Below are 15,056 nucleotides of genomic sequence, written 5' to 3'. Positions count from 1 at the left end.
GGAAACCGAAGGAGGTTCGCCCATGCGAAACAATAGAGGAATACATGTAGCAGCAATAGTCGCTGCCGGTGCCATGGCATTGGCAGCATGCAGTTCAGGTGGTGACCAATCAGGTGGTGGCTCTAGCGGGGCACTTGACCTATTTCTCAATATGCCAGCGGGTAGCCCGCAAGAAGAAGTAATGAAAGAACTAGTCGCGACTTTCGAAGAGAAAGAAGCGGTCAAGGTCAATCTCACAACGGCAGCGGCAAGTTATGAAGATGACATGAAAGTCAAAATGGCGTCGGATTCAATGCCCGATGTCATCTCAACGCATGGATGGTCGGTTTTACGCTATAGCCCCTTCCTCATGCCACTGGAGGACCAGCCTTGGGCTGAATATATGAATCCTTCTCTGGACGAGGTGATGCTCGACTCAGAAGGTCACCTGTATGCGTTGCCACTGGAGTACGGGACCACCGGTATGTTGGTGAATTATGATGTCCTAGAGGCAGCCGGTGTCGATGCTGAGGGAATCGATTCGTGGGATAAACTCAATGAGGCGATGGCCGCCGTAGCCGAGAAAACTGATGCAGTTCCTTTCACCTCGGCCGGTAAAGACAAGAATGCTGGCGATGTCGGTAACTTCATTGCTTCTGGGCAGTACACGCAACAAGAACTACAGCAGTTCGCAGACGGTACCTTTGACCCTCAGTTGTGGGAATCAGGGGTGACTAATCACCTCCAAGAGTGGACTGACAAAGGCTGGATCAATCCTGACTATGTCTCCGCAACCTACGATGACATGGCACGTCAGCTGGCCGAAGGAACTGCAGCCTTTGCAATGTCATGGCCTTTCGTTCTTTCCGATGCCTATGATTTCAACCCAGATGTGAACCTTGGCTTTATTCCTCTTCCAGGAATAGACGGTCCCTATCTTGTCGGCGGCGAGGGCGTGAGTGCGTTTGGCGTGGCAAAGGATGCCAAAAATCAGGAAGAAGCACTGAAATTCCTAGAGTTCTTGGCAGAACCCGCCAATGCGAAGAAACTTCTTGAAGCGTCTGGAGCATACTCAGGACTGACCAACGTCGAGGTCGATCTAGGCAATATCCAACCTTCATTCGACAAATACGTAGCGCCTGGGACTATCCCCACCAAGGCATTCTTCGACCGTGTTTATCTTCCAAATGGAATGTGGAACACGATCATTACCAGTACCGATGGGGTATTTACTGGTCAAATGGATTCGGCGGCGGCTGCTAAGCAGATGGAAGAACAATTCAAAACACTTTACGGTCAGCAAGGCTGACCCTGCGGTGGCATTCGGGAGAAAAGATCCTTTGAGTGCCACCGTATCTTTTCGTCAGCAACGATGCTGACACGGATAGAAGGAGCGCAAGGTGAGTGTCCAAACAATGACACTTCGAAAGTCCAACCGCTTGCGAGGGGCCTCCATTAACCTGATGTATTTCCCCGCACTTGCGATGTTTGCAGTATTCCTGGTGTGGCCCGTAATTCAGGGTGCGATTTTGTCTTTCACCAACTGGGACGGATATTCGCCCTCGTACGCAGACGTTGGTTGGCAAAACTATCAGCGACTGTGGTCAGACCCGAATTTTATGGTGGCTCTTCGCAATACTTTTATTTTTGGTATCGGATCAACCATCATCCAACAGATTGTTGGTCTCTTTTTGGCAGTACTGCTTGATCGTGCTGGACGCAACACTAATGTGATGCGCGCAATTGTCTATTTGCCAGTATTGATCTCACCCGTCGTCATGGGAACCTTTTACTACTTGATTTTTCGGTACCGTCAAGGTGCCCTCAACGACATTATGGAAGCTTTTGGGGGAGGGGCGGTTGCCTGGCTAGCTGATCCAGGATTTGCAATTGTGGTAATCGTGTTCATTAACTCGATGCAGTTTGTTGGCGTCTCTATGATCATCTATCTGTCGGGTTTGCAGGCTATTCCCCAAGAAATCTATGAGGCTGCAGCATTGGACGGTGTCAGTCCATGGCAGCGTTTCACAAAAATCTCCTGGCCCATGCTTCACCCGGCCTTTGCCTCGTCTGTCGTCCTCAATCTCATAGGCGGTTTGAAGCTGTTTGACATTGTCAAAGTGCTCACTGATGGGGGACCGGGATTTGCCACAAACTCCGTATCCACGCTCATTGGTCGGACGTATTTCGGTAGCCAAGCTGCGGGATACGCGGCGGCACAGGGAGTGATCCTCTTCCTCGTAATTGCCATCTTTACTGTGTTTACCAACAAATGGCTTGATCTGCGCGCAAATCGGATAGGAATGTGATGGTGATGGATAAAGTAAAGGTCAAACAACCAGGTACCCCTACACTCGTCGTTGCGCTCTTACTCATCGTTGTCCTAGTTCAGCTTATTCCTTTCTACTTGGGATTAGTCACAGCATTCAAAGACCCCCACGACCAAGGATCAGTGTGGGCACTTCCGTTTTCTAGTGGCACTCTTGAAAACTTTGCGATTGCATGGGGCGCAGGCCATATTGGTCAAGCAATAATCAATTCTGTCATCGTCACGCTAGGTGCAACTCTGATTGTTGTCGTCCTGGGAGGGCTGGCGTCATATCCTTTGGCCAGACGAAGAACCAGTGGAAATCGCTGGATACTCCTGGGGACCCTCGCCGTGATGATGATTCCTCCCTTGAGTATTCTGGTCCCATTAATACGCCTGTTGAAGAGTCTGGGACTCATGAACACCTATCCAGGTCTTATTTTGCCGCTGGCTGCTTTAGCGCTCCCGCAGGCAATTTTTCTTTACACACAGAGCCTTCGCGGAATTCCTGAGAGTATGGAAGAAGCTGCCAGGATTGATGGTGCAGGAAAACTACGGACGTATTTTTCAGTTGTCTTACCGATGATGAAGCCCGTGACGATCAGCGTCATTATCTTGACAGGTACGGCAATATGGAATGAGTTTGCCCTGTCAACCTACATCATGACTACAGATGAAACCCGTCCTTTGGCTCCCGCAATTGCGTCGTTCTTTGGCTCAGCAGGGTCCAATGTCAACGCTGCGATCGCAGGATCGATGATGGGCGTGCTTCCAGTTCTCGTTATTTACCTCTTCTTGCAGCGCTATTTTATGAAAGGTATGACTGACGGCGCCGTGAAGTAAAATAGGAGTTTCTCAGTACTAAGACTCTGCAGGAGGTCTGCACATGGGCGCGGCCAAAAGGCGTGCAGTCACTCGCGAAGATGTTGCTCGACTGGCTCAGGTTAGCACGGCGGTAGTAAGTTACGTCATCAACGACGGTCCACGGCCGGTTGCTGAAGACACCCGAGCGCGCGTGCGTTGGGCCATCGACCAACTGGGCTTTAGACCCAATGCGCGCGCCCGGGCGTTGAGTCTTGGGGCCTCTTTTACCTACGGTGTGATGGTTCCTAATGTGCAGAACATGTTCCATGCGGCAATAGTGCAAGCACTTGAAGACGCGTTGGCCGCGCGGGATTTATCGATGCTTCTTGCTCATGCTCGCGGTGCGGCCCGCATGGAGGAGCAAACGCTCAACGACATGATTGGTCGTGGGGTGGACGGGGTTATTAGCCTCATGACCTACACCTCTGAGATCGAGTGGATGGAACGCAACCTATCGGTTCCAGCAGTACTTATGGATCGGCAAAGTCCTTTGAAAGGTCTGGTGACAATCTGCCCGGACTTTGAGGAAGGGGGATTCATAGCAACCGAGCACCTCATCAGTCATGGCGCGCGAACGGTCGTCCCCGTATTCGGCCCCATGCATGCGGGAGAGCGCAACTCCCGCCTTATTGGGTATCAGAGAGCCATGGAGGCTGCTGGTTTGCCAGAGCAGAAGTCGGTAATAACTGCTTGGTCAATGAGGGGAGGCTTTGAAGCAGCCCAAGTCTTACTGGACCGGGGACAGCTACCCGATGCAGTCTTTTGTTTCTCTGACATGATGGCGGTCGGTTTTCTTAGCGCTCTGAGCCTTAGAGGCTTGCATGCGCCCGACGACATAGCTGTCATATGTTTCGATGGAACGGACGCGGCTCGATATAGCTCTCCGCCATTATCTTCGGTAACTCAGCCCGTCCAAGCGATGGCTGAGGCGGCTGTCGCAGGAGTTCTACGTCCAAAATCAACAGATATAGACCACCAAGTATTTCCCGTCTCACTCACAGTCCGACAATCGTGCGGGTGCCAGTAGTCCCAGGTCGCCACTCAACCAGCTTCCACTCACCCGCGATATCCTCGACTCCTAGCTGATCCGGCCTCGGAACTCTCGACCGAACATCCAGAACGCCATTTTCATATAGCACAATGTCGTGCGCAAGTATTATTCCATGCCTGCTTAGCTTACTCATGACGGTGTGGTTAGAGGCCTCTTGCTGAGACTGCAGTCAACTGATTCAATCGCCGCTGTTAGGGAAGCTGTACCTGATGCAACTGGGGTCGGAACTTCATTTTCTGCAGGTTTCTCGCCGAAGTATTGAGAGTTGCAGAGGCAGTCGAGTATTCTGATGCGGTCTTGCATGTGACGGCTGTCCCGCAGCTACTGGACTGCAGCTACGTGCTAAGTGCTCAGCCAGAATTGTGCGCGCAGTGCCCGCGGTGCTAACGCATGACCCGGGCGAACATCAGGTCCACATGATCGACTTCCGAGTCCGTGATGTGCTAAATCAATTGAGATGAAAGTGTCGTTAGAGGGCGGGAGTTCCCAAGAGTGTGGAGTCTCGGCAATAATTGAGTTGCTCCAGTCTGAAACACTAATTGAGCAGTCATCGGTCTCGAACTTGATTGCTAAAGTCTTCGAAGAAAAATCTAATGTTGCCCATCGCAACCGAGAACGTCGTCCCCACTCTTGTGGTCGCAGCGGCATTTTAGAACTCCCCGGTTCTAGGAGGGAAAAATGTCCTAGATAGCTTCCAGCCTCCATGTCTGGGTAGGTTTCTTCCGGACCTAGACCGCACCATGAAAGTGAATGAGCATGTTCCGGAATGGATAGAGTAAGACCCGCACGGCCCCAGTATCCTTGCCACTGCCCCAGAGGTACCATCGTCACATCGCACATTAGGCCATATTCATTTGCGCGGTAGGTGATGGAAGTTTCTAGACGGTTCCTCTCACCAGGAGCAGAACTGATGACCACGGCACTGATACTATCTTTATAGTGTCTCGGCTCTAACCAGCGATGCGTGAGATGCTGTAGGTGCTCTTTATCCCAGCGATCGGCGGTTGACGTTCCTCGCTGGCCAGATCCCGCCCCCAGACTAGTTCCTGGATCTGAAAAAGTATAATCCAACGGGCCACGACCGCGATCATTGTCGGTAGGCGCCCGCCATAGCTCTGGCGTCAAGCTCAAAACGTTGAAATCCCCAATTCGAAGCAGTTCTCCATGAGGTCCGAATGTGGCATTGCCGAGTACTGACCCACTGCGTTTTGCCCACACGAACGGATGTTTGGTGGGAGCAGGCGCCGAGGAAGCTGGAAAGACCAGTTGGGAAGGGGGAATGTTGGCTGGCCACCTTGTTTCAGTTTCTGTGAGGAAGAAAGTCAACCAAGTTTCTTCAGAAGCGGACGGAAAAGACGGGATGAGTGAAGTCAATGACATCTTGGTTGAGTGTCCGGCTTGCAGTTCTACCGAACCAAGTCTTCCTGATTTCAATTCTCCGTCTGCGCTCTCTAATCTGTATTGGACAGAGAGATTCGCTTTTCGGCTGTGATAGTGGTTAGTGATGGTAAGCCATTCCGTGGTGACTTGTGTGGAAATAGGTGATGACGAAGCCGCCCACGCTGCCAACCCACCACGGCCTTGTCCATTGCCATCAACCAGGCCATCGCACACAAAGTTTCCATCGTGAATGACCTCACCAAAGTCACCTCCATACAGGAGTTTTGACGCCTCCTGGTAGGTGGGAGATAGCGCGTGATCGCGCCACTCCCAGACGAATCCACCTAGTAATCCAGGAATAGAATTGAATGCTTGATGATAGTCCACTATTCCACCGGGGCCTGTTCCCATGGCATGCGCATATTCGCACAATAGAAAGGGACGCTCTCTTTGGCGTGCACATTCTGCCGGAGTCAGTCGACTGACTTCATGATGAGCTGGGGCAAGCGGTCCACTTGGTTCTGAATAGGCCCGAAGTTCTTCAAGTGACGGGTACATCCGAGAATATAGATCGGTATAAACACCTTCATGGTCTCCTTCGTAGTGGAGTGGCCGATTTGGGTCGCGTAGTTTTACCCACGCGCTCATGGCGGCAAGATTCTCTCCAGTTCCAGACTCGTTGCCAAGTGACCAAAAGATGATGGAGGCATGGTTCTTGTCGCGTTCGACCATCCGCTGCATGCGGTCCACCATATTGTCTCTATAGATGGGATCATTGGCCGGATTCCCAACCCAACTGGCGCGTTCGAAACCGTGAGTCTCTATGTCGCATTCGTCCATCACCCAAAATCCCATTTCGTCAGTGAGATCTAGGAGATGCGGGTGGGGTGGGTAGTGTGATGTGCGGATGGCATTCACGTTGTGGCGTTTCATTAGTTCTAGGTCGGCCCGTGCCGCAGCGCGGTCGAAGACTCGGCCCCGCAGCGACGAAATCTCGTGGCGGTTGACGCCGCGCAGCCGCAGAGGGATGCCATTGACCAGTAGTTGGCGGCCTTCAATTTCAATCCGACGGAAACCGATTTTCCAGCTCAGAGTTTCGCCGCGGCTTTCGAGCTCAAAATGATAAAGAGCTGGACAATCTGCGCTCCAAGGTTCAACGTTGCCAACTTCGATAGCCCCAAGTTCTTCTTGACTATCCCAGGTGTGGTCAAAGTCGATTGCTGGGATCCGAGCCGTGAGGGGCCACGACTCCGCAGATGCCTTGATGCGCGGAATGATGATTCCTGTGCCGTCTTCATAGTCCGCTTCAATCCAGGCATCTTCAATTCCATTACCGGGACGTTGAAGTACTGTAATTTCACGGAAAATCCCTGGAAGCCACCATTGATCTTGATCTTCCAAGTAAGTGTTTGCAGACCATTGACTGACTCGGATGATCAGAGTGTTTTCTCCATCTTGAGCCCAGTCAGTCACGTCGAACTCGGTCGGAAGCCGTGAGCCTTGTCCCCATCCGATGTAATGACCGTTGAGGTAGACAATGTAGACGGATTCTACGCCTTCGAACCGAAGGTAGATTCGGTCTTCAGGTCCAGTTACGAAGTCGTCAGGAAGATGGAAACAACGCTGGTAGTCGCCAGTTGGATTGGAATGAGGAATGTGGGGCGGGTCAACAGGGATGGGAAAACGCCAGTTAGTGTAGATCGGTTTTCCCCACTGTGGATTTTGGAGACACCAATGGGATGGGACTTCAATCAAGTTAGAAGGTGCATTGCCGAAGGACTCAGTGGGAGGCTCATTTGGAACTTCCGGCCAGAACCGAAATTCCCATGTCCCGCAGAGATCGATGGAGTTTGCGTCAGTAGGCAGGTTTGCGCGAGGGGCGACCCGAGACCCTCCGCCGGGGGCAGTGTTCTCAATGTAATCGGCAGTCTGATTCATCCTGATCCTCTCCAGAGCGAAGTCTGTCAAGACACTTCTCCATCGGCACTTGACAGATATCAGATAACTGAGATGTACTGTACTCGACAACAGTGAGGTGACCAAATGAGAGTTTCGTTGACACAGCAGGCGCAAGATGGGATTCGGGAGTACATTGCCGAGAATTCACTGCAGCCGGGGGACGCTCTTCCAAGTGAAGGCGCTTTTTCAGAACTATTTTCAATGAGTAAAGCTACGGTTCGAGAAGCAGTTCGCCAACTAGAAATGTTGGGAATTGTTCAGGCAAAACGCGGGAAAGGCCTGTACGTAGGAGAATTTACTTTCGATCCTGTCCTCAAAGTATTGCCATATCAGCTACGAATCGATGACACTCCACTTTTGGAAATTCTTCAAGTCCGTGCTGCGCTTGAACAGGGCATGGTCACCCGGGCAGCGCAACTTCTTTCTGAAGATGACTTGACCGCTCTGGATGACTTAGTTGAAAAGATGCGGGAGACATCACATCAAGGAGACATTCCCCCAGAAATTGACCGACAGTTCCACATGACACTTTTTGCACCCCTCAATAACGTGTTGCTCAATCGGCTGATTGAACTCTTTTGGCAGATCTATTCTGAATTCGCCGCTGAGACAGAAACACCAGTGAACCAGCATGTTGTTGATGATCACGCGGAAATTGTTGCCGCAATTCGCTCCGGTGATCCACAACGAATGACGAGGGCGATTGCCGTCCATTTCGCGCCGATAAGCACTGCGATTGAGCTGAAGGACAGTGACGTTGTGGGCTACGTTTCGCTTTCCACGAAGGAGTCTTTGTGACTACACTGCTTGCCGCCCTCATAGCTTGTTATGACGAAAACGGCTCCGTTGATGTCGGTAGACAAAAGGAACTTATAGATTATGTTCTCTCCCAGGGGATTGACGGTCTTTTCGTGTCAGGTTCTACCGGTGAGGCTTTTACTCAGTCAATTGAGGAACGCAAACGAACGATTGCTGCTGCAGTCCAACATGTTGACGGTCGCGCGAAAGTCTATGCTCATGTGTCGGCTCTCAACACTGCAGAATCGATTGAACTTGCCAGATATGCTGCTGAAGTGGGCGTGGACGCATTAAGTGCGGTTAGCCCCATCTACTATCAGTACAGCGAAGCTGACTGCAGAGACTTCTACACCACAATCGCACGGGCAACCGATCTTCCGCTATTTGCCTACCACATCCCTTCGCGAACCCATCAAGAACTGAGTCCTCGGTTTTTTACTCAGCTTGGGGCCGAGGGAGTTCTGCAGGGAATCAAATACACCTCTACAGATTTGTATCCTCTGACGGAGCTTGTTGGTATGGCACCGGAAGGATTCACAATCCTCAACGGCTCGGATGAAGTTTTGTTAGGAGGCTTGGCCCTAGGAGCAGATGGCGGAGTGGGGTCGACCTACAACGTCATTGGAGGCCTTTACCGCGGCATCGCCGAAGCTTTTGCACAGCAAGATATGGAACAAGCCAGTGATCTTCAACAACGAGCTAATCGTTACATCGCTGTCATGAATGCTGGTAACTTCTTAGCTTTTCTTCGGGCGTCTTTGGTGCATCTTGGAATCGAAACTGGGCAATCACGGCGGCCACTGCCTCCAACCACTCCGGAGATCCAAGAACTTGCGGCAGTTGAAACAGATAGAGCATTTTCGCTATTACCTATGAGATGAAAATCGACACGAGACGGATCGGAATCATATGACAACGAAGTCAATCACGGTCGACCCGAATGTGCGGGTGCGTAAGAGAACCGTGGCGGGAAGATGGTCAGGATGGGTCTTCATGGGACCTTTTATGCTGATATTCCTGTTAGTTTTTATTTTACCTATTATTTATTCGATATATCTAAGTCTTTACCGCAATCCACTTGTTGGCGGTCAGATTTTTGTGGGTCTTGATAATTATCTGCGCGTTTTTTCTGACGGTCAGTTCCTGCAGGCGTTGGGCCGTGTTAGTGTTTTTCTAATCGTTCAGGTGCCAATCATGCTTGGAATTGCCATGTTGGTTGCATTAGCTATTGACTCTGGTCGATTGTGGGGAAAGAGTTTTTTCCGACTCTCAATTTTCATGCCGTATGCAGTTCCCGGCGTAGTCGCTACTTTGATGTGGGGGTTTATGTACGGGACCCAGTTCGGACTCGTCGGGAATCTCAATGAAATGTTTAGCTGGTCGCTTCCTAATCCACTTTCCTCAGATTTGGTATTAGCATCCATTGGAAACATCGTAACTTGGGAATATGTTGGCTATAACATGCTTATCTTCTATTCGGCATTGCGAACAATTAATCCGTCGCTCTATGAAGCCGCCCGTATTGACGGTGCCTCAGAGATAACAATGGTTTGGGCCATAAAATTGCCAGCTATTCGTGGAGCCATGGTGGTGGCAACGATTTTCTCCATCATAGGTAGTTTCCAGTTGTTCAACGAGCCGAACATTATGAAAAATCTTGCTCCCAATGCGATTACGACAGGGTTCACTCCCAATATGTATGCGTATTCTCTGTCGTTTTCGGGGCAGCAATATAACTATGCTGCCACTGTCGCCATCGTGATGGGAATAGTCACTATGGTGATTGCTTACGTCGTTCAGCTGCGTGGCATGCGAAAGGACATCTGACATGTCTGCTATTACTAGTCCGTCGATTAATGAGAACAAATTGCTGTCGAAGCGGCGCAGTAGCCCACTGGCGAGGAAGAATGCGGGGTATTCGACGTTGCGGCCTGACCGGCGCCCTCGACGAAGTCCGCTATTGACATTCTTGACAGCGATAGTAGTTATTTATAGTTTGTTGCCAATCTTTTGGCTTGTCGTCAACTCGACAAAGGCTCAGTCGGGGCTATTTTCGTCTTTTGGCCTTTGGTTCGCGGATGATTTCAATCTCTTTTCTAATATTGCACGGACTTTCTCATATGACGATGGAATCTTTCTCACTTGGTTCGGAAATACGCTCATGTATGTGGTGGTTGGTGCCGGAGGTGCAACCCTACTATCCATTCTAGGTGGATATGCACTGGCCAAGTTCAATTTTCCTGGAAAAAAAGCTGTGTTCGCCATCATCATTGGTGCAGTTGCGGTTCCTGGAACTGCCTTGGCCGTCCCGACGTTTTTGATGTTTTCAAAACTGGGGTTGACAAATACTCCTTGGGCTGTGATTATTCCGTCGTTGATCTCGCCTTTTGGATTGTATTTGATGTGGGTCTATGCGTCTGAAGCTATCCCCACTGAGCTCCTGGAAGCCGCTCGCATTGATGGTGCAGGAGAAATTCGAACTTTCTTTATGGTGTCTTTGCCGTTATTGGCTCCTGGCACCGTTACGGTCCTTCTGTTCACCACAGTAGGCACTTGGAATAACTATTTCTTACCGCTGATTATGTTAAAAGATCCCACATGGTATCCACTGACGTTGGGGTTGAACTCGTGGAGCCAACAGGCAGCAACTGCTGGAGGTGAGGTCGTTTATGACCTTGTGATTACTGGTTCGTTACTCACGATTCTGCCACTGATTGCAGCATTTCTTTTCCTGCAGAGGTATTGGCAGTCGGGTCTCACCGCCGGTTCTGATAAATAACCCACTACCTATTGGCCCCGTCAAAGGGGCAGAACTAACTGCACCTAAAAATGAAGAAAAGGAGAATAAAATGAATATTTCAAAATGGGCGCAACTGCCCATCACGGTTGCGGCACTCCTCACTGCTGGAGCACTTACTTTAGCCGGATGTTCTGCCAATGGAGGCGGAAATAACGAAATAGCAGAAAGCGGAACAACCGCCTCGTCAGATGAGGCGCTTGCGCAAGGGGGTGAAATCACCATTTGGTCCTGGGAGGGAACACTCAAAGATGTCGTCGCGGATTTTGAAGCGGATAATCCTGGGGTCAAGGTTAACTTGGTCAATGCCGGTTCCGGAAATGACCATTACGCAGCACTTCAAAATGCAATCGCTGCTGGATCGGGGATCCCCGACATCGCCCAAGTCGAGTATTTTGCGATTCCTCAGTTTGCGTTACCGGGTTCCCTCGTTGACTTAAACCAATTCGGTGCCGCCGATCTCGATGGAAAATTCAGTCCGGGCCCTTGGAACTCTGTCCAGTTTGGCGAGGGAATCTATGGAATGCCTATGGACTCCGGTCCTATTGCATTGTTCTACAATGCGACGCTATTTGAGGAAAACGGTGTTGAAGTTCCAACTACCTGGGAGGAATTCGTCGAGGCTGGGCGAGCACTAAAGAAAAGCAATGCCAAGGCATACATCATGACCGATACCGGTAATGCGGGCGTAACTCAGGCGCTAATCTGGCAGGCCGGCGGAAGACCGTTTCAAGTTGAGGGGACGGATGTATCGATCAACTTTGATGAGGCTGGTGTGCACAAGTATACCGATATGTGGCAAACGCTCATTGATGAGGACTTGCTTGCACCATTCAGTTTATGGTCTGACGAGTGGTATCAGGGATTGGCTGATGGCTCGATCGCGACTTTGGTAGCCGGAGCGTGGATGCCCGCGAATTTGGAGTCAGGAGTTCCAACTGGCTCTGGTGATTGGCGAGTGGCCATGATTCCTCAGTGGGAGGCTGACCAGCGGACCAGCGCTGAAAATGGAGGCAGCTCTTTGGCCATTATGGAGGGAACTCCGAATGCAGAATTAGCCTATGCCTTCCTCGAATACGCAAATCTGGGAGGGGGGGTAAAAACTCGGGTTGAACTGGGTGCATTTCCTGCCACGACTGCTGAGCTGAACTCTGAGGAGTTTAAAAACCGCGAATTCGAATATTTCGGTGGGCAAAAGGCGAATGAGATTTTCGTTGACTCTGCCAACGCAGTGGCTGAGGGATGGTCATTCCTTCCTTTCCAGGTTTATGCGAATTCAGTGTTCGGAGATACCGTCGGGCAGGCATATGTTGGTAAGACCACACTGCAACAGGGATTGGAAGACTGGCAGTCATTATTGACGCAATATGGGGCCGATCAGGGCTTTGCAATGAAGTAAGGAGTTCTGATGATTAACCCAAACAAGCGGATGATTGTAAGACGAGTGGGGATAGCGGTTGGCTGCGTACTGGGGCTATCGTTGTTCATTTCAGGAACGGCCGGTGCTGATGCGATTGATGAGATTGACCAACAAGTCCTGTTCTCACGCGGACAAGAGGGGTATTTTTGCTATCGCATTCCTGCACTTGTCACCACCAACGAGGGAGAACTACTGGCTTTTGCTGAAGGCCGTACTTCCAGTTGCGCAGACAAAGGCAATATTGACACAGTCTTGCGTCGGTCTAGTGATAACGGACAGACCTGGGGACCAGTCGAGGTGGTTGCTGAGCAAGATGGCGATACGGTCGGTAATCCGGTTCCGATCGTAGAACGTGAAACTGGTCGAATTGTTCTGGTGACTACTCACAATCCGGCAGAGAATGACCATATTCGCACGCCGTTTGTTCAAGTAAGTGACGATGGAGGAAGAACATGGAGTGAGCGTCGCTCGTTGCCTGAAGCGACTGAGCCAGACTGGGATTACTGGTTAGCTACCGGTCCAGGACACGGTATCCAGCTAGAGAACGGGCCCCATGCGGGTCGCCTGATCTTTGCCGTCAACTTTGAGGGAGAAGGCGGGGCTCTGCGTGGCGCCCGCCTCGTCTATAGCGATGACAAAGGTGACAGCTGGACTGCTGGAGCTCTGTTCGAAACAAGTGATTCTTCAATAAAGCCCCAAGAGATGAGTCTGGTTGAGCTGACCAATGGTGGCATTTACGTTGCGGCGCGGGACAGTGCTGGAGTTCGGATTGGTCATCGGGCTCATGCGATTAGTGAGGATGGCGGACTAACATTTTCTGGCGACTTTCAAACTACAGAGGGGCTGCAGGCACCGATCATCCAGGCGTCCCTCTTGCGCTGGTCAAAAGGACAAGAAGAAATAGATCTGCCTGGGAGGATACTATTCTCCTCTCCTGTCCATCCTGCATCTAGAGAGACATTTGCGATTCGTTCGTCTTTCGACGAGGCCGAGACTTGGCAGGCTTGGAATCAAGGAAAGATCCTGCATTGGGGTCCTTCTGCATACTCGGATATGGCAATTCAAGCCGACGGACGATTGGGGGTGCTTTATGAGGCTGGGAAGGAGAGTGCGTACGAAGAAATCAGATATGCACGATTGACTGAGGAAGAGCTAGACACCCCCAACGACCCGGCACAGGGGATCACAAAGTATCCAATGGGACGGACAACACCAGACCTGTCAGAAAATGACGTCACTGCCTACGTGCGTGGGATACCAAAAATCGGCGCCGGACCAGAAGGCAATGGTGCTCTACAGTTTTCGGGACTCACTACCGCACACCCCTATGATGATCGAGTAGAAGTGCCTTTTAGTGATGCAACCGACCTAGCAGATGATGATTTCACAATCAGTGCATGGGTAAATTACGGTGAATTCAACCATCAACAAGTTATCTTTTGGGCATATTTGCAAGGTGAGGGGCCGACACCGGGAATCTGGGTTCGTGGTGAACCAGGTAGCAATCGAATTCGAGCCTTTTTGGGAACCGAAAATGGTACAAGAACCGTACAGACTCCATCGAGTTATGCTGACCAGAAGTGGCATCATATTGCGTTTCGACGGCATCATGACCAAATTAGCTTGTGGGTAGATGGTCAGAAAGAAGCCGAAGCCCCGGCGCCCATTGGTTCAGTGACTAAGGGGAGTGATCTACGTATGGATGGCTTCTTTATTGGGCAACGACTTGATGGGAAAAACCCTTTTGGAGGAGGTATAGCCGACGTTCGGGTGTATCGACGTGGATTGAGTGACTCGGAAATGAGTGAGCCCTTGCAGGCCGACGGCGTAGATTTAGTGGTGCATCTACCTCTTGATGTAATTGACAACTCCCTTTCTCCTTCCGAGAGCTCGGAGAACGGAGGTATCGAAGTGACTCTGATTGGGGAGCGAATTGACCAATCCTCTAACGTCTACTTTGGAGACAAAGAAGCAGAAGTGCTGAAGAGTGAAGGGGTTGATCTTCTTACAGTTCTTGCCCCCGCTCATCCGGCAGGAGAGGTTCCTGTCGTCGCGAGAGTAGACGACAAGGAAGTGCCTATAGGCAGGTTTACGTACCTGTCATCGGACTCATCTGGAGATATTGATGACGGTGAATCTGAAACGTATCCTCTCCGACCTGGGCTAACGGATGAAGAAACGGGTAAACGCGAAGAATCTGGAACTCTGAGCCGACAGTCAAAATTAGCAGACACTGGTGCAAATGCATTACCTATAGTAGCTGGCGCGGCGCTTGCACTCGCGGTTGGAGGAATCTTCGCCTGGAGAAGATCCCGGCCCGAATAGTATTGAGAAAAATGGGTTCGCAGTGTTCATAACGAGAGTGCTGCGAACCCATTCACGTTTTGCTAACGTAGCTTCCAATCATAGAAGTTATGTGGCATTGGAAATAGCTAGCGCGTGTCAGCTAAACATAGTGAGACATGAATCCGAGGATCTGAAATGAGACTCGCGCTTTGAG

11 protein-coding genes are annotated in these 15,056 nt (G+C 50.8%); 10 read left to right on the top strand and 1 reads right to left on the bottom strand.

From position 1 onward, the window contains the following. Positions 1-22 precede the first annotated feature (22 nt). The 4 genes from FYJ24_RS07700 to FYJ24_RS07685 all read left to right on the top strand — a co-directional run bounded on the left by FYJ24_RS07700 (position 23) and on the right by FYJ24_RS07685 (position 4,178). Complete coding sequence (locus FYJ24_RS07700; protein ID WP_154545193.1) at positions 23-1,288, top strand: ABC transporter substrate-binding protein; 1,266 nt, start codon at positions 23-25, stop codon at positions 1,286-1,288. Between the two features lie 91 nt (positions 1,289-1,379). After that, on the top strand, positions 1,380-2,288 hold the full coding sequence (locus FYJ24_RS07695) for a carbohydrate ABC transporter permease (protein WP_318656588.1): 909 nt from the start codon (positions 1,380-1,382) through the stop codon (positions 2,286-2,288). Between the two features lie 5 nt (positions 2,289-2,293). Next, positions 2,294-3,130, top strand: coding sequence for a carbohydrate ABC transporter permease (locus FYJ24_RS07690; RefSeq protein ID WP_225872068.1), 837 nt, complete (start codon positions 2,294-2,296; stop codon positions 3,128-3,130). Positions 3,131-3,173: 43 nt separating this feature from the next. Beyond that, a complete protein-coding gene (locus FYJ24_RS07685; protein ID WP_154545191.1) occupies positions 3,174-4,178 on the top strand; it encodes a LacI family DNA-binding transcriptional regulator in 1,005 nt (334 codons plus the stop codon). Between the two features lie 366 nt (positions 4,179-4,544). Here FYJ24_RS07685 and FYJ24_RS07680 read toward each other — a convergent pair whose 3' ends face one another. Next, positions 4,545-7,520 carry a glycoside hydrolase family 2 TIM barrel-domain containing protein gene (locus tag FYJ24_RS07680; RefSeq protein WP_154545189.1) on the bottom strand — a complete coding sequence of 992 codons (2,976 nt, stop codon included), beginning with the start codon at positions 7,518-7,520 and terminating at the stop codon, positions 4,545-4,547. A 105-nt stretch (positions 7,521-7,625) separates the two neighbouring features. Here FYJ24_RS07680 and FYJ24_RS07675 point away from each other — a divergent pair, with 105 nt between their 5' ends. The 6 genes from FYJ24_RS07675 (at position 7,626) to FYJ24_RS07650 (ending at position 14,881) form a co-directional block, all read left to right on the top strand. Beyond that, positions 7,626-8,339: a FadR/GntR family transcriptional regulator gene (locus FYJ24_RS07675; RefSeq protein WP_154545187.1), complete on the top strand. Its 714-nt coding sequence runs from the start codon at positions 7,626-7,628 to the stop codon at positions 8,337-8,339. Next, positions 8,336-9,220, top strand: coding sequence for a dihydrodipicolinate synthase family protein (locus FYJ24_RS07670; RefSeq protein WP_154545185.1), 885 nt, complete (start codon positions 8,336-8,338; stop codon positions 9,218-9,220). The genes FYJ24_RS07675 and FYJ24_RS07670 overlap by 4 nt, the downstream gene beginning before the upstream one ends. Before the next feature lie 28 nt (positions 9,221-9,248). Beyond that, entirely contained in the window at positions 9,249-10,166 is a 918-nt protein-coding gene (locus FYJ24_RS07665; protein WP_154545183.1) for a carbohydrate ABC transporter permease, read from the top strand. Position 10,167: 1 nt separating this feature from the next. Next, positions 10,168-11,118 carry a carbohydrate ABC transporter permease gene (locus tag FYJ24_RS07660; protein WP_154545181.1) on the top strand — a complete coding sequence of 317 codons (951 nt, stop codon included), beginning with the start codon at positions 10,168-10,170 and terminating at the stop codon, positions 11,116-11,118. Between the two features lie 70 nt (positions 11,119-11,188). Next, a complete protein-coding gene (locus FYJ24_RS07655) occupies positions 11,189-12,535 on the top strand; it encodes an ABC transporter substrate-binding protein (RefSeq protein ID WP_154545179.1) in 1,347 nt (448 codons plus the stop codon). A gap of 9 nt (positions 12,536-12,544) precedes the next feature. Next, positions 12,545-14,881, top strand: a complete 2,337-nt coding sequence (locus FYJ24_RS07650) for an exo-alpha-sialidase (RefSeq protein ID WP_154545177.1) — start codon at positions 12,545-12,547, stop codon at positions 14,879-14,881. Positions 14,882-15,056 lie beyond the last annotated feature (175 nt).

This window comes from Scrofimicrobium canadense, from assembly GCF_009696615.1.
Lineage (GTDB): Bacteria > Actinomycetota > Actinomycetes > Actinomycetales > Actinomycetaceae > Scrofimicrobium > Scrofimicrobium canadense.
This window is presented reverse-complemented; position numbering and strand designations above follow the sequence as displayed.

Bases quoted from the DNA above. Each gene is read 5' to 3' on its own strand.
- FYJ24_RS07700 (WP_154545193.1), top strand. From the start codon at position 23: ATGCGAAACAATAGAGGAATACATGTAGCAGCAATAGTCGCTGCCGGT.
- FYJ24_RS07690 (WP_225872068.1), top strand. From the start codon at position 2,294: ATGGATAAAGTAAAGGTCAAACAACCAGGTACCCCTACACTCGTCGTT.
- FYJ24_RS07685 (WP_154545191.1), top strand. From the start codon at position 3,174: ATGGGCGCGGCCAAAAGGCGTGCAGTCACTCGCGAAGATGTTGCTCGA.
- FYJ24_RS07680 (WP_154545189.1), bottom strand. From the start codon at position 7,520: ATGAATCAGACTGCCGATTACATTGAGAACACTGCCCCCGGCGGAGGG.
- FYJ24_RS07675 (WP_154545187.1), top strand. From the start codon at position 7,626: ATGAGAGTTTCGTTGACACAGCAGGCGCAAGATGGGATTCGGGAGTAC.
- FYJ24_RS07665 (WP_154545183.1), top strand. From the start codon at position 9,249: ATGACAACGAAGTCAATCACGGTCGACCCGAATGTGCGGGTGCGTAAG.
- FYJ24_RS07660 (WP_154545181.1), top strand. From the start codon at position 10,168: ATGTCTGCTATTACTAGTCCGTCGATTAATGAGAACAAATTGCTGTCG.
- FYJ24_RS07655 (WP_154545179.1), top strand. From the start codon at position 11,189: ATGAATATTTCAAAATGGGCGCAACTGCCCATCACGGTTGCGGCACTC.
- FYJ24_RS07650 (WP_154545177.1), top strand. From the start codon at position 12,545: ATGATTAACCCAAACAAGCGGATGATTGTAAGACGAGTGGGGATAGCG.